Source organism: Pediococcus parvulus, assembly GCF_007990205.1.
GTDB lineage: Bacteria > Bacillota > Bacilli > Lactobacillales > Lactobacillaceae > Pediococcus > Pediococcus parvulus.
Genome location: NZ_BJWE01000023.1, coordinates 1 through 25,278 on the forward strand (window position 1 = coordinate 1; position 25,278 = coordinate 25,278).

General features: G+C 38.7%; 27 protein-coding genes and 1 other RNA gene. 6 read left to right on the forward strand and 22 right to left on the reverse strand.

What is annotated here, in order from left to right:
- Nucleotides 1-76 precede the first annotated feature (76 nt).
- Nucleotides 77-1,708 carry a chaperonin GroEL gene (groL, locus tag PPA04_RS05875; RefSeq protein ID WP_057784469.1) on the reverse strand — a complete coding sequence of 544 codons (1,632 nt, stop codon included), beginning with the start codon at nucleotides 1,706-1,708 and terminating at the stop codon, nucleotides 77-79.
- A gap of 31 nt (nucleotides 1,709-1,739) precedes the next feature.
- On the reverse strand, nucleotides 1,740-2,024 hold the full coding sequence (gene groES, locus PPA04_RS05880; protein WP_057784470.1) for a co-chaperone GroES: 285 nt from the start codon (nucleotides 2,022-2,024) through the stop codon (nucleotides 1,740-1,742).
- A gap of 182 nt (nucleotides 2,025-2,206) precedes the next feature.
- Here groES and PPA04_RS05885 point away from each other — a divergent pair, with 182 nt between their 5' ends.
- Nucleotides 2,207-2,863 carry a CPBP family intramembrane glutamic endopeptidase gene (locus PPA04_RS05885; protein WP_057784471.1) on the forward strand — a complete coding sequence of 219 codons (657 nt, stop codon included), beginning with the start codon at nucleotides 2,207-2,209 and terminating at the stop codon, nucleotides 2,861-2,863.
- 4 nt (nucleotides 2,864-2,867) lie between these two features.
- On the opposite strand, the gene PPA04_RS05890 is transcribed toward PPA04_RS05885, so the two are convergent.
- The gene (locus PPA04_RS05890; protein WP_057784472.1) at nucleotides 2,868-3,491 is read right to left on the reverse strand and encodes a redox-sensing transcriptional repressor Rex; all 624 of its coding nucleotides are present in this window, start codon (nucleotides 3,489-3,491) and stop codon (nucleotides 2,868-2,870) included.
- Nucleotides 3,492-3,604: 113 nt separating this feature from the next.
- On the opposite strand from PPA04_RS05890, the gene PPA04_RS05895 reads away from it, so the two are divergent.
- Nucleotides 3,605-5,548, forward strand: coding sequence for an ABC-F family ATP-binding cassette domain-containing protein (locus PPA04_RS05895; protein ID WP_057784473.1), 1,944 nt, complete (start codon nucleotides 3,605-3,607; stop codon nucleotides 5,546-5,548).
- Between the two features lie 65 nt (nucleotides 5,549-5,613).
- Here PPA04_RS05895 and PPA04_RS05900 read toward each other — a convergent pair whose 3' ends face one another.
- From PPA04_RS05900 to PPA04_RS05980, 17 genes are all read right to left on the reverse strand, one after another.
- Nucleotides 5,614-6,609, reverse strand: coding sequence for a serine hydrolase domain-containing protein (locus tag PPA04_RS05900; RefSeq protein WP_057784474.1), 996 nt, complete (start codon nucleotides 6,607-6,609; stop codon nucleotides 5,614-5,616).
- 20 nt (nucleotides 6,610-6,629) lie between these two features.
- Nucleotides 6,630-7,667, reverse strand: coding sequence for a tRNA (adenosine(37)-N6)-threonylcarbamoyltransferase complex transferase subunit TsaD (gene tsaD / locus PPA04_RS05905; RefSeq protein ID WP_057784475.1), 1,038 nt, complete (start codon nucleotides 7,665-7,667; stop codon nucleotides 6,630-6,632).
- A gap of 7 nt (nucleotides 7,668-7,674) precedes the next feature.
- Complete coding sequence (gene rimI / locus PPA04_RS05910; RefSeq protein ID WP_057784476.1) at nucleotides 7,675-8,250, reverse strand: ribosomal protein S18-alanine N-acetyltransferase; 576 nt, start codon at nucleotides 8,248-8,250, stop codon at nucleotides 7,675-7,677.
- Entirely contained in the window at nucleotides 8,234-8,959 is a 726-nt protein-coding gene (tsaB, locus tag PPA04_RS05915; protein ID WP_057784477.1) for a tRNA (adenosine(37)-N6)-threonylcarbamoyltransferase complex dimerization subunit type 1 TsaB, read from the reverse strand. The genes rimI and tsaB overlap by 17 nt, the downstream gene beginning before the upstream one ends.
- A gap of 156 nt (nucleotides 8,960-9,115) precedes the next feature.
- A complete protein-coding gene (gene galE, locus PPA04_RS05920) occupies nucleotides 9,116-10,111 on the reverse strand; it encodes a UDP-glucose 4-epimerase GalE (protein WP_057784478.1) in 996 nt (331 codons plus the stop codon).
- Between the two features lie 62 nt (nucleotides 10,112-10,173).
- Complete coding sequence (locus PPA04_RS05925; protein ID WP_057784479.1) at nucleotides 10,174-10,935, reverse strand: acyl-[acyl-carrier-protein] thioesterase; 762 nt, start codon at nucleotides 10,933-10,935, stop codon at nucleotides 10,174-10,176.
- A 31-nt stretch (nucleotides 10,936-10,966) separates the two neighbouring features.
- On the reverse strand, nucleotides 10,967-11,848 hold the full coding sequence (gene rsmI, locus PPA04_RS05930) for a 16S rRNA (cytidine(1402)-2'-O)-methyltransferase (RefSeq protein ID WP_057784480.1): 882 nt from the start codon (nucleotides 11,846-11,848) through the stop codon (nucleotides 10,967-10,969).
- Between the two features lie 13 nt (nucleotides 11,849-11,861).
- A complete protein-coding gene (locus tag PPA04_RS05935) occupies nucleotides 11,862-12,206 on the reverse strand; it encodes a DNA replication initiation control protein YabA (protein ID WP_057784481.1) in 345 nt (114 codons plus the stop codon).
- Between the two features lie 38 nt (nucleotides 12,207-12,244).
- Nucleotides 12,245-13,249 (reverse strand): DNA polymerase III subunit delta', encoded by a 1,005-nt coding sequence (holB, locus tag PPA04_RS05940; protein ID WP_057784482.1) that lies wholly within the window; start codon nucleotides 13,247-13,249, stop codon nucleotides 12,245-12,247.
- A 23-nt stretch (nucleotides 13,250-13,272) separates the two neighbouring features.
- Nucleotides 13,273-13,602, reverse strand: a complete 330-nt coding sequence (darA, locus tag PPA04_RS05945) for a cyclic di-AMP receptor DarA (RefSeq protein ID WP_057750521.1) — start codon at nucleotides 13,600-13,602, stop codon at nucleotides 13,273-13,275.
- A 5-nt stretch (nucleotides 13,603-13,607) separates the two neighbouring features.
- Nucleotides 13,608-14,261, reverse strand: coding sequence for a dTMP kinase (gene tmk / locus PPA04_RS05950; RefSeq protein WP_186806966.1), 654 nt, complete (start codon nucleotides 14,259-14,261; stop codon nucleotides 13,608-13,610).
- A gap of 30 nt (nucleotides 14,262-14,291) precedes the next feature.
- Nucleotides 14,292-14,891, reverse strand: a complete 600-nt coding sequence (gene recR, locus PPA04_RS05955) for a recombination mediator RecR (protein ID WP_057784484.1) — start codon at nucleotides 14,889-14,891, stop codon at nucleotides 14,292-14,294.
- Between the two features lie 17 nt (nucleotides 14,892-14,908).
- The gene (locus PPA04_RS05960; RefSeq protein ID WP_057784485.1) at nucleotides 14,909-15,223 is read right to left on the reverse strand and encodes a YbaB/EbfC family nucleoid-associated protein; all 315 of its coding nucleotides are present in this window, start codon (nucleotides 15,221-15,223) and stop codon (nucleotides 14,909-14,911) included.
- 19 nt (nucleotides 15,224-15,242) lie between these two features.
- Nucleotides 15,243-17,036 (reverse strand): DNA polymerase III subunit gamma/tau, encoded by a 1,794-nt coding sequence (gene dnaX, locus PPA04_RS05965; RefSeq protein ID WP_057784486.1) that lies wholly within the window; start codon nucleotides 17,034-17,036, stop codon nucleotides 15,243-15,245.
- An 80-nt stretch (nucleotides 17,037-17,116) separates the two neighbouring features.
- An RNA gene (ffs, locus tag PPA04_RS05970) (signal recognition particle sRNA small type) lies at nucleotides 17,117-17,203 on the reverse strand.
- Nucleotides 17,204-17,231: 28 nt separating this feature from the next.
- The gene (gene tadA / locus PPA04_RS05975; protein ID WP_057784487.1) at nucleotides 17,232-17,750 is read right to left on the reverse strand and encodes a tRNA adenosine(34) deaminase TadA; all 519 of its coding nucleotides are present in this window, start codon (nucleotides 17,748-17,750) and stop codon (nucleotides 17,232-17,234) included.
- Nucleotides 17,750-18,358, reverse strand: a complete 609-nt coding sequence (locus PPA04_RS05980) for a class I SAM-dependent methyltransferase (protein ID WP_057784488.1) — start codon at nucleotides 18,356-18,358, stop codon at nucleotides 17,750-17,752. The genes tadA and PPA04_RS05980 overlap by 1 nt, the downstream gene beginning before the upstream one ends.
- Before the next feature lie 252 nt (nucleotides 18,359-18,610).
- Between PPA04_RS05980 and PPA04_RS05985 the strand changes: the two genes are divergently transcribed.
- The 4 genes from PPA04_RS05985 (at nucleotide 18,611) to PPA04_RS06000 (ending at nucleotide 22,804) form a co-directional block, all read left to right on the forward strand.
- The gene (locus PPA04_RS05985) at nucleotides 18,611-18,841 is read left to right on the forward strand and encodes a redoxin NrdH (RefSeq protein ID WP_046871054.1); all 231 of its coding nucleotides are present in this window, start codon (nucleotides 18,611-18,613) and stop codon (nucleotides 18,839-18,841) included.
- 107 nt (nucleotides 18,842-18,948) lie between these two features.
- Nucleotides 18,949-21,114, forward strand: a complete 2,166-nt coding sequence (nrdE, locus tag PPA04_RS05990; protein ID WP_057784489.1) for a class 1b ribonucleoside-diphosphate reductase subunit alpha — start codon at nucleotides 18,949-18,951, stop codon at nucleotides 21,112-21,114.
- Between the two features lie 24 nt (nucleotides 21,115-21,138).
- The gene (gene nrdF, locus PPA04_RS05995) at nucleotides 21,139-22,152 is read left to right on the forward strand and encodes a class 1b ribonucleoside-diphosphate reductase subunit beta (protein WP_229923045.1); all 1,014 of its coding nucleotides are present in this window, start codon (nucleotides 21,139-21,141) and stop codon (nucleotides 22,150-22,152) included.
- Nucleotides 22,153-22,225: 73 nt separating this feature from the next.
- A complete protein-coding gene (locus PPA04_RS06000) occupies nucleotides 22,226-22,804 on the forward strand; it encodes an LOG family protein (protein ID WP_057784490.1) in 579 nt (192 codons plus the stop codon).
- 74 nt (nucleotides 22,805-22,878) lie between these two features.
- On the opposite strand, the gene PPA04_RS06005 is transcribed toward PPA04_RS06000, so the two are convergent.
- Nucleotides 22,879-24,132, reverse strand: coding sequence for a homoserine dehydrogenase (locus PPA04_RS06005; RefSeq protein ID WP_057784491.1), 1,254 nt, complete (start codon nucleotides 24,130-24,132; stop codon nucleotides 22,879-22,881).
- Nucleotides 24,133-24,152: 20 nt separating this feature from the next.
- Complete coding sequence (locus PPA04_RS06010; protein WP_057784492.1) at nucleotides 24,153-25,010, reverse strand: homoserine O-acetyltransferase/O-succinyltransferase family protein; 858 nt, start codon at nucleotides 25,008-25,010, stop codon at nucleotides 24,153-24,155.
- Nucleotides 25,011-25,278 lie beyond the last annotated feature (268 nt).

The window sequence follows — 25,278 nt, forward strand, 5'->3', positions numbered from 1 at the left end:
GACCTTTAGTTGAGGATATAAAAAAGCCGTAAAATTAGAATTGAATCTAATTTTACGGCTTTAATTGTTTAACGAATTACATCATGCCGCCCATGCCACCTGGTTGTGGCTGTGCACCGGCTGCTGCATCATCTTTGGGTTCTGGTTTGTCAGCGACAACGGCTTCAGTTGTTAACAACAAAGCTGAAACACTGGCTGCATTTTGTAAAGCAGAACGAGTAACCTTAGTTGGGTCAACGATTCCGGCTTTAACCATGTCATCCCAGTTACCAGTAGCTGCATTATAACCAATACCTGGCTTCTGCTTCTTCAAGTTTTCAACAACGACAGAGCCTTCTGCACCAGCATTCTCAGCGATTTGACGAACTGGTTCTTCCAAAGCACGTTTAACAATGTTGATACCTGTTAACTCGTCACCATCAGCTTTAAGGCCATCAAGAGATGAAATAGCATTAACTAATGCTGTACCACCACCAGGAACAAAACCTTCTTCAACAGCTGCTCGAGTAGCATTCAAAGCATCTTCAATTCGATACTTCTTTTCTTTAAGTTCAGTTTCAGTAGCTGCACCGACACGGACAACAGCCACACCGCCTGCTAATTTAGCTAAGCGTTCTTGTAACTTCTCCTTATCAAAATCAGATGTAGTTTCTGAAATTTGTTGTTTGATTGTCGCAACTCGTTCTGCAATCTGATCCTTGTCACCAGCACCTTCAACGATTGTTGTGTCGTCTTTTGTGACAGTAACCTTGTTTGCTTGGCCTAATTGATCAATGGTTGCATCTTTTAAGTTCAAACCTAGATCATCAGTGATTACAGTACCACCAGTCAAGGTTGCGATATCTTCAAGTTGAGCCTTACGACGATCGCCAAAACCTGGTGCCTTAACAGCAACAACATTAAAGGTTCCACGCATCTTATTCAATACCAATGTTGGTAAAGCTTCACCTGTAATATCATCAGCAATGATTAAAAGTGAACGACTTTGTTCAACAACAGATTGTAACAATGGTAAGATATCTTGAATATTGCTAATCTTCTTATCCGTAATTAAAATGTAAGGATTGTCTAAATCAGCTTCCATTTTATCGTTGTCAGTTACCATGTATTGAGACATGTATCCACGATCGAATTGCATTCCCTCAACCACATCAAGGGTTGTATCAACCCCACGTGATTCTTCAACAGTGATGACACCATCGTTTCCAACCTTTTCCATAGCGTCAGCAATTAACTTACCAACTTCTTCGTTAGCAGCTGAAATTGAAGCAACCTGGGCAATATCGTCCTTAGTTTTAACATCATGTGACATCTTGTGAAGGCCTTCAACGGCAGCCTTTGTTGCACGTTCAATTCCGCGACGGATACCAACTGGGTTGGCACCAGCAGTCACGTTCTTCATACCTTCATTCACAATTGCCTGGGTCAAAACAGTAGCTGTTGTGGTACCATCACCAGCAATATCGTTAGTTTTTGAAGCAACCTCCGATACTAACTTAGCACCCATGTTTTCAAAATGATCTTCAAGGTCAATCGCCTTAGCAATCGTCACACCATCATTTGTAATTGTTGGTGAACCATACGATTGCTCCAAAACAACGTTGCGTCCTTTTGGTCCAATTGTTGATTTAACAGTGTCAGCTAATTTGTCGACACCCTTTAACATCTTTGTCCGTGCATCTTCAGAAAATTTTATTTCTTTTGCCATAAATATTTCACCCCAAGAATTCTAATTTTAGTTAGTCAATAATTGCCACAATATCTTTTTCATGAAGTACCAAGTACTTTTTATCTTCATATGAGACTTCAGTACCGGCATATTTATCAAATATAACTGTGTCACCGGTTTTAACAGAAGGTGCAACCTTTTCACCGTTATCTAATACGCGTCCATCACCCACAGCAACAACCTTGCCGCTTTGTGACTTTTCCTTAGCATTGCTTGCAAGGACGATGCCACCAACAGTTTGTTCTTCTTCTTCCTGTGCTTCTAATATCACGCGATCTCCTAATGGTTTTAACAAAATGAATCCCTCCAGTTATTTATTTTATAAATTTAGCACTCTTAACTGCTAAGTGCTAACAACAATATTTACTATATCATTCTCAAACTAGAATGCAAGCATTTTACTGACCTTTTTTGACGAAAGAATTCAAAAGCCTTTAAACATGCTATACTATAGTAATATTTGTGAGGTGTCGTCAGTTGAAACTTGAAAAGAAATCTATCTATATCTTAATTACGTATTTAATTGTGTATCTTTTGCCAAGCTTCCTAAATAGCTTTTTTAAATTCACACACAGCATGATCTTTAGCGTCCAAATTATCGATTATTTAGCTGGTGCACTAATTTTAGGCTTTTTGGCATTTCATAATATGCCCCAAAACCTTCCCGAAAAAAAATCGAGTCATACCTGGCAGATTATTCTGTGGGGCATTCTCGGTTTTATTATTGTCATATTTTTACAGAGCCTTATCCTCAAAGTAACCGTTCAAACTGGTGGAAGTGCAGCTTCTCAAAATACGAGTGCCATTTTAAAAATCATCAAAAATTATCCCTTATTTGTCTTGCCCATTATTATTGGCGCTCCCATTATGGAAGAAATTGTTTTTCGAAAAACTCTTTTTGGAAATCTCTCAAATCTCTTTGGCTTTTTAGGCCCTAAAGTCTCACAGATACTAACTGCCTTGATTTCTAGTGGCTTATTTGCAATCGCTCATTCGGACGGTCATATTGTGCTCTATGCCACTATTGGACTATGGTTTTGTTGGCTGTACCATCATACCGGCAAAATTCAAACCTCGATGATTGCTCACATTCTAATGAACTCTTTAGTTGTCCTCCCTTTTCTAGGGCTTTGATCATTTAACCATGATTAATGGCATAAATTAAAGTTTGTAATTCATTGGTAAGATCAATATTTTGAATACGAACGCCTTCTGGCACAGAAATCCGCACAGTGGTGAAATTCATGATTCCTTTAATGCCACCCTGGACTAACTCGTCCACTACTTTTTGGGCAATTGTGGCTGGAACCGTAATAATGGCGATTTCAATCCGTTGATCCTTCAGCTGTTCTTGTAATTGTCTCATGTCATAAACAGGCACATTACTTTGCACGGAGCCAATCAATTTAGGATTAACGTCAAACGCCGCACTGATCCTGACATTGCTATTTTTATGAAAATTAAAATTTAACAAGGCATGGCCTAAATTACCAACCCCAATGAGGGCAACGTTTGTAAGCGTGTCTTGATCCAATATCTTTTTAAAGAAATCAATTAATTTGTGAACGTCATACCCATATCCGCGCTTCCCTAATGGCCCGAAATAGGAGAAATCGCGGCGAATTGTGGCCGCATCGACTTGAATTGATTCGGCTAACTCAGCAGAAGAAACTCGCAACTTGTTTGCATACAATAAATTATTTAAATATCGATAATAAAGTGGCAACCGTTTAGCAGTTGCTTCTGGAATTTTTGTTTTCATTTTGTAAACCTCCAATGAAGTTTGTGAATAATTAACAAACTTTATTTTACCACTTACTACAGAAAACAAAATTTAAGATATAATAAAAGAGCAACACGAAAGGATGAATGATTGTGATCTTATTACAAGCCCAAGATGTTAGCCGTGAGTTTAGCGGTGAGCCCTTGTTTTCTCATGTAACTTTTGACATTCAAGAACAGGATCGAATCGGTTTGGTTGGACGTAACGGCGCCGGCAAAACCACCCTGCTTAAGATGCTAATTGGCGACACTCGTCCAAATTCTGGTGAAATCACAACCAAAAAGGACCTTTCAATAGGCTATCTGGCTCAAAATCAAGGCCTGAATACTGATAATTTAATTTGGGATGAAATGCTGACTGTTTTTAAGGCTGTTATTCAACTCGAAAAAGAAATTCATGAACTAGAAAATCAACTTGGTGATCCCACTGTCATTGCAAACGCAAAAGAATTCGAAAAATTATCTAATTTGTATGATCAAAAACAGCAAGAGTTCAAAGCTCGTAATGGATTTGGCTACCAGGCTGAAATTCGTGGCGTCTTACACGGCTTTGGATTTGAAGAAGCCGTTTACCAACGGTCAGTAAACACCCTTTCTGGCGGTCAAAAAACAAAACTGGCCTTAGCCAAACTGTTGTTGGAACAACATGACTTACTAGTTTTAGATGAACCAACAAACCATCTTGACATGAATACGTTGGCTTGGTTGGAAAAATATATCAAATCATATAGTGGCGCTTTACTCATAGTTTCTCATGACCGGTACTTTTTAGACCACGTTGTGACACGAACTCTTGATATGGATCGAAAGACATTAACTGCATACACTGGTAACTACTCAGCCTATGTCGATCAAAAGGCTGCCCGTTTGAAAACGGAATGGAAAGCCTACGAAAAACAACAAACTAAAATTGATAAGTTAGAGGATTTCGTTAACAAGAATTTAGTGCGTGCATCTACAACGAAACGGGCGCAAAGCCGTCGTAAACAATTGGAAAAAATGACTGTTTTAGATCGTCCTACCGATAACAACGCAGAAATGCATTTTCATTTTGCAGCTAACCATGCCAGTGGTAATGTGGTATTAACCGTTCAAAAGGCCGCCATTGGTTACGGTGATCACGTTTTGTCTGCGCCAATTAATATCGAGCTTAATAAACATCACGTCTTAGGAATTGTGGGTCCAAATGGAATTGGTAAATCAACGTTATTGAAAACTATTCTGGGTAAAATTCCTTTGCTTGATGGCACGGTCAGACTTGGTGCTGGCGTTGAAATTGGCTATTATGATCAGGAACAACATAACCTTGATGATAAAAAAACGGTTTTGAATGAATTATGGGATCAGCATCCCCTAGTTCCCGAAAAGGACATTCGCTCACTTCTTGGTAGTTTCTTATTTTCTGGTGATGATGTCTTAAAGCCGGTGAAAAACCTTAGTGGCGGCGAGCGAGCTCGCTTATTACTCACTAAACTGACCATGCAAGCTGACAATTTTCTTATTTTGGATGAACCGACGAATCATTTAGACATTGATAGCCGCGAGGTGCTTGAAAATGCTCTTAATGACTTTGATGGTACTGTCTTGTTTGTTTCTCATGATCGGTATTTCATTAACCGGGTTGCAACCGAAATACTTGAAATTTCACCTCATGGAAGTCAATTGTTCTTAGGTGATTACGATTATTATTTAATGAAAAAAGCAGACCAAGAAACTAATTCTGTAGACGCAACTGATGGGACTGATGACGTTTTCAATTCTAATGAAAGTACGAAGCAACAAGACTACCGTGCTTCCAAAGAAAATCAGAAGATTCAGCGAAAATTGCAACGAGAAGTTGATAAACAAGAAAAACAATTAGATGAACTTTCTGAAGCTGAAACGCAAATTCAAACCAAAATGGCCGATCCCCAATTTTTTAACGATCATTTAAAACTTGAAGAATTACAAAACAAATTAACCGAAACACAGGATAAAATTACACAGGTTGAAAATAAATGGACCCAACTTAGTGAACAACTCGAAAAATTGAATTAAAAAAGGCCAAATTTCAAAATCACATGATGTGTGACTACGAAATTTGGTCTTTTTTAGTTTAATAACTAGTCTTCGAAAAATAAGTCAATTAAGCGATCCCGATCTTCGCTCCATCGGCTGTTTTCCCGAGTTGGGTAAATACGGTTAGTTAAAAATACAAACCCACGTTTAATTTCAGGATCAAACGATAAAATGGTGCCAGTATAGCCAGTCTGAACATACTGTTCCTTATGGTTAACACGTCGCCAACCCAAAGTGCGCCCATTTTCATCATAGCTTGCCATTAAATCAAACAAGTTAGGATCCAAAATTTCTTTTTTCTGATATTTTCCCCGATTAATCATCATTTCAGTAAAAACAGTTAAATCGCTCAAGGTGGAAAAGAGTCCAGAATGACCACTTTCTCCATTTAGTAACAGTGCCTTGTAATCATGTACCTGGCCTTGAATTTGGCCTCGTTGGGCATCCACTTCGGTCGGCACAAACCGAGACTTCGGTCGGTTCAAATTGTAGCCAGTATTAGTCATTGCCAACGGGTACCAAATATGATCCTGCACACTTTTATCAATCGAACCATTTAAAGTGCGAATAATTAAACCCAACAGAATAAAACCTAAATCTGAATAAACCGTCTTTTCTCCCGGTTGATACACCAGTGGATCCTCGTACAACTTTTTGATGAGTTCCACACCCGTCAAATTGCGTTCATTTTCTACATCGGCTGGCAAACCACTATTGTGCAACAATAGATTTTCAATGGTCACCTCTGGATGTGAAAAGCCAGGCAAATAAGCCGTAACAGAATCTTTCAGGCCTAATTCATGAATTGCCAATAACTGAAAAACACGGGTAGTTGTTGCCACTACTTTGGTTAATGAAGATAAATCATAAATCATAGAAGGATCTAAACGTTCCGCAAACGCATCTTTACCTTGAAAACCATGGTAAAAACTATCGATCTGATTTTCATTAATAAAACTAAACGAAGCGCCATAAATATCACCACGATCAATAAACATGTCGATTTCGTCTTTCATTTTAGTAAATTTGTTATCTGTCATCTACTTGTCTCCACTTCGTTTTATTTGACGGCATCTGGGACCCAGTCAAATTCTAAACTTGGTTCTGCATTTAAACTTGCGTCCGCAAAAACATGATGTTTCATAGCTACATAACCAGCCGCACCAATCATTGCAGCGTTATCCCCACATAATTTGAGAGGCGCTTTAACAAAATCCAAGTCCGGATATTGCTCACTTAATTTTTCTGACAAGGTATCACGCAAACCATGATTTGCGGCAACCCCTCCGGCTAAAATCAGCTGTTTAATGGAAAACTGTTCGCATGACCATAATGTTTTCTCCACAATGACATCGATGACACTTTGTTGAAAACTAGCCGCTAAGTCAGCCCGATCCAAAGTTTCATTAATTTGGTCTGCATGATGCACAGTATTAATAAAAGCACTCTTTAGACCACTGAAACTAAAATCAAAGTTTTCTTCGTGCATCATAGCGCGAGGAAAATGAAAACTATCTTTACCCTTGTGTGCTAATTCATCAATGTCCTTGCCCGCTGGATAAGTTATTCCTAACACACGGCCAATTTTATCATAAGCTTCGCCAGCCGCATCATCACGAGTTTCGCCAATAATTTGAAATTCATTTTCATAAGGCATATATACTAATTCCGTATGCCCGCCTGAAACCAATAAAGCTATCGCAGGAAACTCAATGGGCTTAACAAATCGAGCCGCATAGATATGACCTGCCATATGATTCACTGGAATCAATGGCAAGTTATTCGCATAGGCAAACGCTTTGGCGGCCGCAACGCCAACTAACAATGCTCCCACCAATCCTGGACCATATGTGACCGCAACTGCCGTTAAATCGGTTGTTTTCACATTTGCTTCTTTCAATGCTTCATCAATACAAATTGTGACCTGTTCAATATGATGACGACTAGCCACCTCTGGCACAACGCCGCCAAATCGTTTGTGACTATTGATCTGCGTTGCTACCACATTTGACAAAATCTTTTCACCATTTTCAATGACTGCCACACTGGTTTCATCACAGCTGGATTCAAATGCCAAAATCAAGTTTTTCTTATCCATAATTCTCCTACTCTTTTTGTGTCAGTGCCAATGTCATATCAATGGCATCTTCATGATCGCCAAAGTAATAATGGGCCTTGACACCGGTTTTCTCAAACCCTAATTTTAAATACAACGCCTGGGCGCGCGCATTACTTTTGCGGACTTCGAGAGTGAGCTTTTTATAACCAATAAATTCTGCCTTACCAATCATTATTTTGAGTAAATAAGACCCAATTCCCCGGTTCTGTTTATCTTCAACCACAGCCACATTTGTAATATGGGCCGTCTTTGTTCGATCGTCAAAAGAGGCACCGATAAAGCCAAGCATGCGATCGTGATACCGAATCACCAAATAAAGTCGATCAAACTTACGGCGTAGTTCATTCGCAAAGGCCGCGCGATCCCAAGGAGTCTGTCCTTCATAGACAGAACGTTCCACATTCAAAATATCTGGAATATCTGGGATCATGGCTTTGGCAATAAAATAAGTGTCATCTTCAATTTGAATGACATGATCATGAATTTCAAATGCTTGTTCTCGTAATTGTTTAGTACGATTAAAAAAACGATTTTGAATAAGTTCTCTAAATTTTTTCAACATACGGCTTCGTATCCTCGTGTGGATGTTTTTTCTTCCATTCAACTTCTGCTTCCGTCAAACGTAAATATTTGGGCACAAAATTAAAGGGATGCTCAACCGGTTTCTCGTTTAAGCCGAGTTGTCCTAATACATATGCATCTGGCAAATCTTGTGCACGCGATACCCTGTGAAAATTATCAGTCAATTGTAATTTTAGGGTTTCTTCATAAATGGAAACGTCTTGCCCAATAAACCACACAGGGACTTGCATTTCTAACAGATTAGCAATTAAATGTTTAATTGAAATATGACGGTCGGCCATAATCGTCTTCATTTCGGTAGCAGTTCGTTGGTAAATTCCAGCAAACACATTATCTCTTCTGGCATCAAATAAAGGCACAATGATTCGACCCTCGTCGTTCACATTAGCTGCCAATGTCTTTAAACTAGAGACACCAACCAAATCAACGTTTAAAGTATAGGCCAATGTCTTTGCAGTAGTTGTAGCAATTCTTAAGCCTGTATATGAGCCTGGTCCTTGTGCCACAACAATTCGTTGCAAATCTTCTGCTTCCAACCCAGTTTGTTTCAAAAGTGTTTCTACAATTGGCAACAACTGAATGCTATGATTTTTTCGAATATTGGTAGTCGTCATGGCCAATAGCTGATTATCATCCAAAACCGCTGCACTTAACGGTCGATTTGAAGTGTCCAATGCCAATACTTTCATAATACGTCCTTTTCATTAAAAATGTTTATAATTACTTTATAGTTAAAAAACTAACTTTTCGTATTCTTCCCTAAATATCTTATCACAATTTCCATGATGAATGACAATTGATAAAAAAGAACTCGAAATCATTAACGATTCTCGAGTTCTCCAGTTTTAGTTTTCGTCTTCAAAACCATTAGGATGCTTTTGGGTCCAATTCCAAGCCGTTTTAATAATTTCATGAATATCGTCATATTGTGGTTGCCACTTCAAGACTTCTCTTGCCTTATCGCTCTTAGCAACTAACGTATCTGGATCACCTGGACGGCGGGCCGCAATTTTAGCTGGGATTTCTTTGCCTGTTGCTTGACGGGCCGCTTCCAAAATTTGTTTAACTGAAAATCCAGTTGAGGATCCTAAGTTAAACGCATTACTCTCATTACCTGCCTGTAAGTACTTCATAGCCAAAATGTGAGCATCTGCCAGATCAGTGACGTGGACATAGTCACGTACATTTGTACCATCTAGTGTCTCATAATCATCACCAAAAATTTGTAATTCTGCCCGTTTTCCAGATGCTACTTGTAAAACAATCGGAATTAAATGTGTTTCTGGATGATGATCCTCACCAATACTACCATCAGCTGCAGCCCCGGCAACATTGAAATAACGCAAGGCTACAAACTTAATTCCATAAGCAACGTCTGCCCAATGCATGATTTTTTCCATCATTAACTTACTTTCACCATAAGGATTGATAGGTGCTTGAACGTCTGTTTCTTTAATCATGGCATTTTCTGGATTACCATAAGTTGCTGCTGTTGATGAAAAGACAATGCGTGAAACATGATTAGCATGCATCGCTTCTAATAAAGTAATGACACCACCCGTATTATTATCAAAATACTTCAGTGGATCCTTCATTGATTCAGGCACAATTGAAAAAGCTGCAAAATGAATCACCGTATCAATTGATTCTTTTTGAAAAACTTGATCTAAAAATGCACGATCTCGGACATCACCCTTATAAAAGCGGGCTTGCTTAGAAACTGCCTGTTGATGACCTGTAACCAAATTGTCAATAACGACAACATCTTCATTTTGTTCAATCAACCTTTTGACCATATGTGATCCAATGTAACCTGCTCCACCAAGGACTAAAACTGACATAATTTGCCTCCCCGTATTTCATAATTTATGACTCGATTATACCATAACGATTACACAACAAATTAATTAGCTGTTACTGTTTTCCAACTACATTCTGCTTCGCAATAAATTTCGCCATTAACTGTCATTTTATGTAACGTATTTATCTCGGTATCTGTTTCATTTGTTTTGACAACTTCACTTTTCACAATGTGACCATATTGGATTTCCTTGTGATACTGAATGTTCAAGCGAGTTGGAATGTGAGTTTGTAAAAATTCTGCTGGTAATACATCAAGCAGCCATTCAAAATAATGCGAATTATTGACATGCCCGTTAGTATCCAAATCAAAGTAACGCACAGGATACTCTTTTGAAACAGTTCCTTGGTCATCCGTAATTTTCGGAACACGTGGCAATCTGGTAATGCGTTTGACTTCATCACTACCATATGGATCAAGCAATTCAGGGATTAGTTTTCCCATTCGCCGTGTTTTATGATTCATTAAAACAAAGTTACTGTTAGCTTCTAATAACGAATTTCCTGCTTCATCAGCAATTGAAAAACGTCGTTCACAGAAAAATTTGTTATGCGCGGTTGCTTCGGTTGACAACTCGATGGTTGAGCCGATTTTGGGGAGATCATTAATGGTCATTAAATACTGTGTGACTACCCATCCCACACCGTACTTTGAAACTTCTTCCGTACCAACGCCAAGTTCTTCGCTCTGATCTTCAGAAGCCAAAACCATTAAATTTACCAACATTGGAATTGAAGCATGATAAGTACGATCACCGTCATAATATACTAATCGATGTTTCTCACTAAATCTTTTTCCTGCCAAGTGGTTTCCTTCTTTCATTTTCTTGATTTATCTATTTTGAATCCCGTAAATGGTGATAAGTTGCATAAACATCTTGTTTCTTCAGCCCACGCAATTTTGCAACCTGTTTAATCGCATCATTTGGTTTTTCACCGGTACTAATAAGATTAGTAACTTGATCTTCCACCGACATTTCTGGTAGAGCTTCTTCTGGATTTTCTGGATGAGCATTTCCTTCAACGATGACTACAAACTCACCACGAATTTCATTATCCGTTGCCCAGTCCAAAAGTTCCTGAATGCTACCTCGTAAAAACTCTTCAAACTTCTTCGTTAATTCTCGACACAAAACGGCCGATCGGTCCGCACCAAATATAGCACTCATATTTGTGAGTGTTTTTTTTAGTCGATGTGGCGCTTCGTAAAAGATCAAAGTCTCTTCTTTGTTTGCTAGTTTTTCTAGCTGTCGTTTCTGCTCAGCAGGCTTTCGATTTAAAAATCCAAAGAAATAGAACGGTTGGGGTGACAACCCAGATGCAATCAAAGCTGTTAAACCAGCATTAGCTCCCGGCAAAGGAACCACCGAGATAGCTTGTTTCACACAAGCAACCACTAAGTCGTGCCCTGGATCGCTGATTGAAGGCATCCCCGCGTCACTAACTTGGGCAATGTTCTCCCCATTACGCAAGCGTTCCACCAACTCTGGAACCCGTTGTCTCGTATTATATTCGTGAAAACTAATCTGTTTCGTTTCAATATCAAAGTGATTTAATAATTTTTGTGTATTTCTTGTGTCTTCCGAAGCAATAATATCCACTTCTTTTAATATTTCAACACTGCGAAATGTCATATCACCTAAATTGCCAATCGGTGTTGGTACAAGGTAAAGAATTCCACTAGTTTGATTTTTGGCAAAACTTTTTTGTGATTGCACGCTTCAATCTCCTTTACCGATCTCCATAAATGACATCAAGACAAAATGCACATGGCTCATCATTTTCTCGATGCTTACCAAACCATTCATTACAAACATGATATCCACGTCCGTATAACTTCTCCAGATTTTTCCGTGATTTAGAGAGACCATGCTTAGTGCTCTTTTGGGCTTCTTTTTTAGATGGCCGTTCGTACTTCTCTAATTGTTCGCGCAGGTGATCATTTTCAATCACTAATTCTGCATTTTCTTCTAGAATCTCTGCCATTCCACTCTGCAGTTCTTTGATTTGATCTAACATTCTTTGTGTCTGATCTTGAATGCCATTAAAACTTTCATATATTTCCCTTTTATTCACAATCTCACCTCATTCACAGTTATTAAATCTCAGAGTACCTAATAAATTTGGCACAACTTGATGGTCAAAGATTCTAATACATTTTGAAAGCTTACATTTCGATTCAATAAGCTTTTGGCCTCTAAGGCTTTTTCAGTAGCTTGCATCAAAGTTGAAGAAGATTTGGTCATCAAGGATTTTTCAATTTGTGGATCTTGATTAGGAAAACTCAATCGCAAATTCTGCGGATTGACTTTTAAAAGCAAGGCTTCTCGACAATATAACATCACAATATCGAGAATTAATTGTTGCGAATCCTTTGTCTTTGCCAAACCAATGATGTTAGATTGCACTTCTACAAAAGCGCGCATATCTTTTTGAAAGGTCAATAAAAACCAACGACTGAGTGCCGATTGCACCTGTGATAGCCAATCATCTTTAACCCAATTTTCGACCTCAACTACACTATTAGTCAAGTTCATTGCCACTGCAATTAAACTCGGCGTGATTTGTTTTTCTTGTAACTGAGCCTTAAACTGCGCCGGAACTAAGGGCTTTAGCTCCACAACTTCAGTCCGTGAAATAATGGTCGGTAGCATTAAGTTTTTATTCGTTGTTAATAGAAAAGCCGTCACATTCGGACTAGGTTCTTCAATGAACTTCAACAAACTGTTGGCCGCTCCAGCTGTCATTTTATCCGCATCAGAGATAATGAAGATTTTTTGATTTCCTTCAACCGCACTTTTGGTAAACTCTGATTTAAGAAAACGAACTTGATCAACTTTAATACTTAGACCATCAGGTTTGACAATGACGACATCTGGATGCTGTCCAGTACTAATTCGTCGGCATTCCTGACATTGCCCACAAGGTTGATTTCCTTTCACATTTAAACAAAAAAGACGCATTGCAATCCACGTTGCTAATTCGTCTTTTCCAATTCCTGATTCTCCAGCAAACAAATAAGCATGTGCCAATTTGTGATCAGCAATGATCTGGGCAAAATGTTTGAGTAACTCTGGTTGTTTATTTGAAACTGCCGTTTGAATTTTGTCTTCAGTCATTTGCTGCTCCTTTGTTGCTGTAATTAAAATTGTTGAAATTTTTCAATTGGCATAACGAATACAGTTGCACCACCAACTTGAACCTTGACAGGATACGCAGTGGTTCCTTCCATACTGGCATCCAGATTCACAGGCGGTGTCATAAACTCTTCTCTGCTATGTGAAGCTTCCTTAATCATTGCTAAAACTTCATCAACCCGCTGATCGTCAATTCCAATCATGTAAGTTGTATTGCCTGACTTAAGAAATCCACCCGTTGTTGAAAGCTTGGTAGCTCGAATATTGGCATCAATAAATTGATCACTTAACTGACTAGCATCCTTATCCTGGACAATTGCAATAATTAATTTCATAATCTTCACTCTCCTGACTTATTAAAAAGGCCCTTATTAGCTTGATAAATAATCTTTTCAACATCTGAAACAACTTTGGCTTTACTTTGTGTGGCATCAATCACTTGAATTCGTTGTGGATTTTGCTCAGCTATCTTAAGATAAGACGCCCGCACACGTTTATGAAACGAAAGTTGTTCGACATCTAATCGATTTATTTCATCCGTTCGGTGTGTCATAATGCGTCGCAATCCAATTTCAGACGGAACATCAAAATAGATTGTCAAATCTGGCAATAAGCCGGCTGTTGCAAAAAGGTTCATTTGGTAAACTTCATCAACCCCAATTTCACGTCCTGCTCCCTGATAAGCAACAGAACTATCCACATAACGATCGCATAAAACCATTTTGCCACTCTTTAATGCTGGCATAATTGTTTCGACAATATGTTGTCGCCGTGCCGCTGCATAAAGCAATGCTTCAGTTCGATCATCCATTTCTGTATTTTTTCGATCTAAAATAATATCACGAATTGCTTCAGAAATCCGGTTTCCGCCTGGTTCACGTGTGACAACTAAATTATCATTTAATTGAGGGGTGAGGTCCGCCACAATTGAATTTAATGCCGTCGTTTTCCCAGCACCATCTGGTCCTTCAAATGAAATAAACTTTCCTGTCAACATGCCATCTCGCTTCTTAAATTTAGTCTTTTACATTTCAGTTCGGCCTTCAACAGCCTTAAATAAGGTCATTTGATCCGCATACTCAATATCACTGCCAACTGATAATCCATGGGCCAATCTTGTAACTTTGATCCCAGCTGGTTTAATCAACCGTGATAAATACATAGCCGTCGCTTCTCCTTCAGGTGTTGCATTAGTGGCCACAATCACTTCTTTGATGGATTGATTGGTTTGAAGACGCTTCAAAAGGCTAGAGATATTCAGATCTTCTGGTCCCTTACCTTCCATTGGTGAAAGCACACCTTGCAACACATGATACAGACCATGATATTCTTTCATCTCTTCCATAGACATGACGTCTTTGGGATCTTCCACAACTAAAACAGTCGCTTGATCACGACTCTTATCACGGCAAATTTCACACGGATCATCCTCGGTAATGTTGCCACAAATACTACAAAAATGTAAATCTCGTTTAGCGGAGACTAAGGATTTTGCGAACTCACTGACGTCGTCTTGATCCATATTAATGGTAAAAAAAGCCAATCGGGTCGCACTTTTTTCACCAATCCCCGGCAGCTTCATATAACTATCGATTAGTTTTGCAATTGGCTCTGGATACTGCATTTATTAAGCCCTCATTCTTACATTCTAGGCAAACCTTTTGTGTATTTACCCATCGTTTTATTAGTTTCGTCGGTAATCTTTTTCATTGCATCATTTACTGCTGCTACCACTAAATCCTGCAGCATATCAACATCATCCGGATCCACTGCTTCTGGTTTGATCGCAATATCTTTCATTGTCTTATCACCAGTAAAAGTGACTTTGACCATATCATCAGGGGCAACTCCTGTAAATTCTGTCGCATCCAAATTATCTTGTTCTTCAGTTACCTTTTTTTGCATTTTTTGCATTTGTCGCATCATATTTTGCATATTTCCCATTCCACCGCGCATTTTAACTCCGCCTTTCTGTTTAATCGTCTTTGATTTCTACCGTTTCACTGCCAAACAAAGCTTCTGCCTTCGTCACTAACGGATCCTTACTTTCTTGTAGATCGCCATCCGTTCCCTGCTCGCTTTCAGCAGGAGGCTCTTCCACATCAGATGTCGCATTTTCATTATTACTTTGCAGATCTGCTTTATGCTGTTGAATGTACCCCTGACGAATTTCTGGCCATTGATCCGCATCCACATAAGCAATTTTCAAATCATGACCGACTAGCTTATCAATATCGTCACTCAATAATTGACGAAGATCACCGTCATCAGCCGCCTGTTCATACAAGAAAGCGTAATTAAACGCAATTACAGCCCCTTTTTCACTTGCTGCGACTGGTTGTGCCACATGCATTAAAGCGCGCTGTGTCACACTTAACATTGACATTAAATCCGGCCAGATCTCCTTTAATTGTACCAAATTTTTTTTGGTTGCGTTCTCTAAAACTGGATAAATCTTTGAGAGATTTGGTTTAACTTGCCGTCCGTGTTTCTTGGGACCATTACTGCGATTGATATTATTAGTGGGTTTTGAAGCTCCGGTACTTTTTTGGCTTTCTAACTGTTTGACTTGATCAGCCAACTTTTTGACCTGATCTTCTAGCCGTGTGACTTCAGCACTGTCAGTCACAGGTTTTTTTGCTTGTTTGACTGGTGCTTTTTCTGCACCCGAATTAGTTGCCGGTGTTGTCGGCTGCGCCAATTTGATTGTTAAAACTTCCATATAGACGTCCGGATGTGTCGTAAATCGCATTTGTTGCTGAGTATTATTTAAATGATCAATCATTTTATAGATACGTTCAGCTGAAAGAGAAGCAGCAAATGTTTTAAATTGATCATCAACATCGCCTAACTCTTGGTCAACAATCAACGTTGGATCCTGTTGATATAGCAGAAGATTCCGACAAAAATTAATTAAATCTTCAATAAAACGATTTGCATCTTTACCTTCTGCCAAAACTTTTTCTAAGGTTTCCAGTGCTGCGCTCACCTGTTGATCCGAAATTTCGGCTACATATTTATTTAACAGATCGTGATTGACGCTGCCTGTAACTTGAAGTGCATTTTTTAATGTGATTTCATTATCACCAAATGACAGGGCTTGATCCAGAATACTAAGTGCATCCCGCATTCCTCCTTCGGCAGCTTTGGCTATAACCATTAGTGCTTTTTCATCATACGTAATTTTCTTTTGACCCAAGATATAAACCATTCGATCAAAGCTATCTTTCGTTGAAATACGGCGAAAATCGAAACGCTGGGTTCGGGAAATAATGGTGAGAGGAATCTTTTGAGGCTCAGTGGTTGCTAAAATGAACACCACATTTGCTGGCGGCTCTTCTAAGGTTTTTAAGAGCGCATTAAACGCACCTGTTGACAACATATGAACTTCATCAATGATATAAACTTTATAATCAGCTTCGGTTGGTGCGTATTTTGCCTTGTCACGGATATCACGAATTTCTTCGACACCATTATTGGAGGCCGCATCAATTTCAATCACATCGTTTAAGCGTCCTTGTGTAATTGCTTTACACGTTGCACATTCGTTGCATGGCTCACCATCCTTTAAATGGTGACAATTAACAGCCTTAGCAAAGATCTTAGCAGCCGACGTTTTCCCTGTTCCCCGTGGACCAGTAAACAAATAGGCATGACTAGTTTGCCCAGTAATGAGTGCGTTTTTTAAAGTTTGGGTAATGACTTGTTGTCCCACAATCTCGTCGAAACGTTGTGGTCGCCAAACACGATATAAAGCTTGATAACTCATTTTTGAATTCCCTTCAATCGTTTCTATAAACCTAAATAAAAAGCTCCTAGCCATGTTGACTAAGAGTTTATCAATTTCCCAATAACTTAAGGCACAAGACAGATCAGACTTAGTGCTGCTTCCTTCCGGATCTGACACAATTCGTAAGTCCACCCTTGCCTTAAGGCCTCTCGGCACTATTAATAATACTCGATTTTACTCAGAATTTCTACTAATTTGTTTACTTTTTTTAATGTTTTTTCTTCGAGCCCGAATTTCTCGGAAAAAGCTTTGCATAATTTGACTCGCCTCTTTTTGAAAAAGTCCTTCGTGAACTTGCACTTGATGATTTAATCGTCGGTCATTCAAAAGCTGATACAAGCTTTGCACCATGCCAGCTTTAGGATCCCGCGCTCCAAAATAAACCTCTGGTAATTGAGAATTAATAATTGCGCCACTGCACATCATGCATGGTTCAATAGTGACAAAGAGTTGACAGTCCCAAAGACGCCAGCTCTTTAACGTATGACAAGCTTCTTGAATGGCAATCAATTCCGCATGGGCAGTGGCATCTTGATCTTTTTCCCGCAAGTTATGTCCTTGACCAACAATTTGATTTTTATGAACAATTATGGCTCCAATTGGCACCTCACCCATGCTTTTAGCTTTTTTGGCTTCTTCATACGCCAGACTCATAAAATATAATTCTTGGTTAACAGATAAGTCGTTCGCCATTACTGGGACTCCTTCACACTTTTAATGATGTAATAACCTTTTTGTTTATGAATAATTTCGGCATTGCCAAAAACTTGTTCCATCTTTTTTTTGGCCGATGGCGCGCCCTGCTTTTTTTGTAAAACAATAATTAAAGAGCCGCCAACTTGCAAATGATTTTTTGCTTCTACTAGGATCTTCGTGACAACTGATTTACCAGCGCGAACCGGTGGATTAGAAACAACAGTTTGATAGGTGGTCTTCTCAACTTTATCATACGTATCCGATTCCCAAATTGTCACGTTATGAATATTATTTTGCTCGGCATTTTCTTTGCACAAATCCAACGCCCGTAAATTAACGTCAACCAAATCAACATGAATTTCTGGAACTGCCTTGGCAATTGCTAATCCAATCGGCCCATAACCACACCCTACATCTAAAACCTCACCCGTAAATTCTTTTAAATTTAAAGCTTCCAGTAAAGTTCGCGTTCCAAAATCAACCGTGGCTTTGGAGAAAACACCGTTGTCAGAATTAAAAGTTAAATTTTGATTCAATAATGTAAATTGCCACTGTCGTTTCTCATGTAAAACTTCTGGATTTTGTGTATAATAGTATTCAGTCATTATTTTCTCCTTCTTTATAGGTTCTATTATAAAGGATTATCTTGCTTAATACATAACTAACTTAGCGTTAGATTCTCCATCAAAAAGTGAACAAAAAAAGTTTTGCTTCAAAACCTTATTAAACCACCACATTTAGTGTAGTATCAAAAAAACACACTAAATATGGTGGTTTTTCATTGAATTTTACATTGAATGCTGTATACTGAATCTATCGTATAAACATAAAAGAAACAGAGAATTGAAGGTGATTACATGAGTGAAGTAACAATTTATACAAAAAACAACTGTATGCAATGTAAGATGACAAAGCGTTTCTTAAGCGAACATAACATTCCTTTTAAGGAACGTAATATTAATACAAATCCTGATTATATCGACTATTTAAAGTCACGTGGATTCCAAGCTGTTCCCGTTGTAGAATCAAACGGTAATGAACCTATTGCTGGATTTCGACCTGACGTTTTAAAACAACTTGCTATTTAGCAACCTATATATTTATCAGGCTGGGTAAAACGCACGTGCTGCATATTACAGCTAGGCGTTTTTTATTTACTTAAAATTTAGTATTTATCGCAGAAAGGCGTGAAATTATGAGTCTCAAGAATCTTAAAGATGTCACATACTATGATTTAAATAATGAAATTAACATTCCTGTTAATAATCAGATCCCACTAAACAAAGACCATGATGCATTGGCCGCCTTCTTAGCTCAAAATGTCAAACCTAACACCAAGAAATTTGATTCCTTGCAAGCTCGTTTTGACTACCTCATCAAAAATGACTACATAGATGAGGATTCCATCAACAAATATTCACCAGAGTTTCTCGAAAAGCTTTATTCTTACTTGAATGCGCAGAACTTTCATTTTCAATCATTCATGGCGGCCTATAAATTTTATGCGCAGTATGCGTTAAAAACAAACGATAATAGTTATTACTTGGAAAACTTTATTGATCGCGTTGCCATGAATGCCACTTATTTTGCGGAGGGTGACGAAAACTTAGCAATGAACATTGCCGATGAAATTATTCACCAACGTTACCAACCCGCAACCCCCAGTTTTTTAAACGCTGGTAGAAAACATCGTGGTGAATTGGTTTCTTGTTTTTTGATCCAGGCAACAGATGACATGAATGCTATCGGCCGAACAATTAATTCAGCACTGCAACTGTCTAAACTTGGTGGGGGGGTCGGAATTAACCTCAGCAACTTACGAGAGGCCGGCGCTCCTATTAAGGGGATTGAGGGCGCTGCAAGTGGTGTTGTTCCGGTTATGAAACTTTTGGAAGACAGTTTTTCATACGCTAACCAGCTTGGTCAACGACAAGGAGCTGGTGTGGTTTATCTCAATATTTTCCACCCTGACATTATTGCTTTCTTATCTGCTAAAAAAGAAAACGCAGATGAAAAAATTCGGGTTAAAACTTTGTCACTTGGTGTCGTTGTTCCTGATAAGTTTTATGAATTAGCACGAAAAGACCAAGACATGTACCTTTTCAGTCCCTACTCAGTTGAAAAAGTATACGGCAAACCATTCTCATATGTGGATATCACAAAAGAGTATGACAACATGGTGGCTAATCCAGAAATTCGGAAAACAAAATTAAAGGCCCGGGACCTGGAAAATGAGCTTTCTAAATTACAGCAAGAATCTGGTTATCCATATGTTGTCAACGTCGATACCGCTAACCGCGACAATCCAATTTACGGAAAAATTGTGATGAGCAATCTCTGTTCAGAAATTATGCAGGTGCAAACTCCTTCTGAAATTGATGACAAACAAGAATACACCACATTGGGAACCGACATTAGTTGTAATTTAGGATCCACTAACATCGTCAACATGATGAACACACCTAATTTTGGTCACTCAGTTGAAACCATGGTCCGCGCTCTAACTTTTGTAACGGATCATTCCAATATTAGCGTAGTGCCATCCATTCAAAATGGAAATCATCTTTCCCATACAATTGGATTGGGTGCCATGGGACTTCATGGTTACCTTGCCAAGAACCATATGTACTATGGGGACGCAGATTCATTGGACTTTACCAGCGTTTATTTCATGCTATTAAACTATTGGACTTTAAAAGCTTCCAATGAAATCGCACGTGAACGGCAAACAACTTTCCACAATTTTGAAAAGAGCAAATACGCTGATGGTAGCTATTTTGATAAATACGTTGCCAAGGACTGGGGTCCAAAAACTGAAAAAGCAAAGGAATTGTTCAAGTCAATTGAAATTCCAACACACGCCGATTGGGAAGCCTTAAAAGAATCTGTAATGAAAGATGGCCTTTATCATCAAAATCGAATGGCTGTTGCCCCTACTGGTTCCATTTCTTACATTAACGATGCCACAGCTAGTTTACAACCAATTGTCAACCGAGTTGAGGAACGGCAAGAAAAGAAAATTGGTAAAATTTATTTTCCAGCTCCATACCTTGATAACGATACATTGCCATATTATCAATCTGCTTATGACATTGATATGCGCAAAGTCGTGGACATTTATGCAGCCGCTCAACAACACGTCGATCAAGGGATGAGCATGACATTCTTCATGCGTTCAACCATTCCGGAAGGCATTTATGAATGGAAAGATGGCCGCACAAACAAAATGACGACTCGTGATTTGAACATTTTGCGTAATTATGCGTATAATAAGGGAATTAAATCAATTTATTATATTCGAACTTTCACTGACAATGACGGTGAAGTTGGCGTTAATCAATGTGAAAGCTGCTCAATTTAATTACGTTTGGAAAGGAACTAAATAATGGCAGATTTAAAATTAGATCCAATGAAATGGAATGCAGATGGTAACTACAAAGCCGTCAACTGGAATCAAGTTTCCGATGAAATTGATAAAGCAACTTGGGAAAAATTAACCGAACAGTTTTGGTTAGATACCCGGATTCCAATTTCAAACGATCTTGACGACTGGCGTACATTAGATGAAGATCACAAATGGGTCGTAGGACACGTTTTTGGTGGTCTTACCTTACTTGACACCTTACAGTCGCAAGACGGAATGGCAGCCTTACGAAAGGATGTCCGGACACCTCATGAAACGGCTGTTTTAAATAACATCCAATTTATGGAGTCCGTTCATACTAAGAGTTACTCATCTATTTTCGAAACATTAAATACACCAGGCGAGATTGATGAAATCTTTTCTTGGAGTGATAGTGAAGAATTTCTTCAAAACAAAACCAAGAAAATTTACACACTATATCATGACGACAGTGACCCACTCAAGAAAAAGATTTCAAGTGTCTTCCTTGAAACTTTCTTATTCTATTCTGGTTTCTTCACGCCACTTTACTACTTGGGCCACAACAAACTAACCAACGTTGCTGAAATTATAAAATTAATTTTACGTGATGAATCTGTCCATGGCACATACATTGGTTACAAGTTCCAGTTGGCTATGAAGAGCTTATCTGAAACTAAACAACAGGAATTAAAAGACTGGATGTTTAACTTTCTTTATGAACTTTATGATAATGAAGAAAAATACGTTCACGTTTTATATGACCAAGTTGGTTGGTCAGATCAAGTTTTAACTTTCACACGTTATAATGCCAACAAAGCTTTGATGAACCTGGGCCAAAATCCACTCTTCCCTGATACAGAAGCCGATGTTAACCCAATCGTTATGAACGGAATTTCAACAGGTACAGCTAACCATGACTTCTTCTCACAAGTTGGTAATGGTTATCGCTTAGGTCAACTCGAAACAATGTCTGATAAAGATTATGATATTGGTAAACCTAAAGACCATAAGTAATGAACTAAAAAGAATGTCTCTAAGTTTTCTAACTTAGTGGCATTCTTTTTTCTATCTTTAAGGAGCAAAGATTATGAAATCAATTCGATCAATTTGTGTATTTTGCGGCTCAAACACGGGCTACGATGAAAATTATAAAAAAGCAACGATTGCATTAGCCGATTATTTAGCGGTGCATCATTATCGTTTGGTTTATGGTGGCGGACGCCTTGGTTTAATGGGTGTTTTAGGCAACGAAATGTTAGACAAGGGTGGTGATGTCCTTGGCGTTATCCCCAAGGTACTGGTCAATGAAAAACTAGCCCGGATTCCAAGCGATAAAATTATCACTACAGTAGACATTTCCGAGCGCAAGCAATACATGTTGGACGCTTCAGACGCTTTTATTGCCTTACCAGGTGGCTTTGGAACTTTTGAGGAATTTCTCACAATGTTGTCTTGGAGCCAAATCAATCTGCACCAAAACCCATTGGCTTTACTCAATGTCGATGGTTTCTACGACCCTCTGGTTCAATTTCTAAAACAAACTACTGAAGCTGGCTTTGCGCCTAAAGAAAACTTAAGCCTTTTTGTTAACTCTGATAACGTCCCTGATTTGTTTGCCCAGCTTACAACATTTCAACACACACTACCTAATAAATGGACGAATTAAATGTCTAATGTTTCCACATAAAATACCGATGTCGAACTGATTTTTGTCAGTTTTAGCATCGGTATTTTTTAAAACTAATTTTCTTTTAAAATGGGGTAAAAATGAACGTTCTGAAACATGAAGGAAAGACTTTTTTCAAGATTGGTTTTCTCGTTTTTATCTAAAACGGATGTAATGCAAAAAACGGCCTTACCAGTTTTAAAAGTGTCCTCTATGTACTGGGAAGCTTCATTAGAGAATTTCGGCTCTTTTTTTGCAGGCTCTCCCAACGCAATAAAATACTCTAGCGGCAACTTCAGCAGTGAATATTCCGAAATATGCGTAGATGGAGCATTATAGCTTGAGCCACATTGTTCGGTCAAAATATGATGGGTAATCGTTAATAAATCACTCATAATACTGTTTGCCGTTGGCTCAGAACCGGCTCCTGCTCCTGTATACGACGTTGTTCCCAGAGCAGTACTCGTAACTAACACACTATTTTCTACGCCACTCACATTGGCAAGCGGATGCTGTTTCGTAACTGCCACAGGCGCCACTAACGTGTATAAGGTATGCTCCTTTTTTCGGGCAACAATCGCTGGCTTAATGGTCAACCCCCAGTGTGCCGCCCCACTGAGCTCATCCAACGTAATTTTATCAATTCCAGTGCGCTCTAATTGTTTTAAATTAATCGTATGCCCAAACGCTAACTGACTTAAAATAGCCAATTTATAGGCCGAATCAAAGCCACTCAAATCATTAATTGGATTGGCCTCTGCATATCCCAATTTTTGAGCGCGTTTCAAACTGTCTGCATAACTAGAACGTTCATCTTTCATCGCACTTAAAACGTAATTCGAGGTCCCATTTACGATTCCAGTTAACCCAGTAATTTGATCGGTAATTAAGCTGTCACTCAAAACCCGCAAAATTGGGATTCCACCACCGACACTCGCCTCATAGTAAAGATCTACATGATTTTGTCGTGCTAGTTTGGTCAACTGGGGACCTTTTAAAGCAATCAATTCCTTATTGGCAGTAATCACAGATTTTCCGTGGTTAATAGCTTGACAAACTGCGTGATAGGCTTGGTCAACGGTTCCCATGACCTCAATCACAATTTGAATTGAAGGATCAGTTGTGACGTTTTCAATTTCACCAGTAAATTGAACATCTTCATCCCAGTGCAAATTTCTTTTCTTGTCAGGATGACTAACAGCAATTTTCTTAACATTAAAATGAACTTTTATAGACTCCGCAATCTGATTAGTAGCACGGTTTAATAACGTCAAGACACCCGTTCCAACGGTACCACAACCCAGCATTCCAACCGAAATAGTTGTCATCACAAAGACCTCCTTTAGACTCAAATTTTTGCAAATGTATTGTCAGCTTTAGAAATTAAGTTAAGCCAATTTTGATAGATAAGTTGACGACTATTTTGCCAAGTATAGCGAATGCGGCCGTCACCATCAAAGTAGTTTTTTGGAGCCAATATCTGTTCCTTTTTATTTAAATCTCGTTTATATTCAACTTCTAGCGTATCTGCTTCATACTCAGGGTGACCAGTTAAATAGGTTTGATTAATCTGAGGAGCATGTAGAATCATAGGTCCAATTTCAGCATTACTTGCAACCACTTTGACACCAGAAAAGTGCTCAATCGTGGTATGCCGTGATTGTGGTATTTTTAATTCTTTCTTTTTCCTGATTCCGGTAACAAGCGGACTTTCTTTATCAATCTCAGTCGCCGAATAAATACCAAATGTTTTCTCGTCTAAATTCACTTTTTTAATATTAAACTCGACTGCCAAAGCGGCCTGAGCAGCCCAACATTCAAATAAGGATTGCTTAACATGGTGATGGGACCAAGCAATAATTTGTTTAAATTCTTGCCAATAATCAACTTGATCAAAAGTTAACGTTTCAATTGGCGCCCCGGTAATAATTAAGGCATCATAATTATTTTTTGAAGCTTCACTAAACTTGGTATAGGATTTCGCCATTAATGCCGCTGAAGTATTTTTAAAGCTATGGCTGGCCGGATAGGCGAAGGTCAAGCTAACATCTTGTTTCATGTGATTGAAGGCTTTCAGAAACTGCCGTTCAGTTGTTTTCTTTGTTGGCATTAAATTTAACATGAGAATATTTACAGGATTGCTTAACCTGACATTTTGCCATTCTTGATAAGCCTCTAAGAATCCGTTTTTTGCGTTTGCTGTCATCCACATCACCCTCCTATTGACAAAAAAAGTCTTCATTCCATAATCTTGTATAAGATTATGGGACGAAGACATTCGCGGTGCCACCCAATTTTTCAATATTTTTCAATATTAAACTCAGCAAGCACTCCCATAATAAATCGGAATGCTCTGTAAGTTATCGGTTACTACCGGACAACCAGCCAGTTAACGACCAGTTGTCAATTCCGAGCTCATCTTCAGACTTTTTCCCCACACCTCATTGCACCAACCGAGGTTCTCTTTAAGAAGT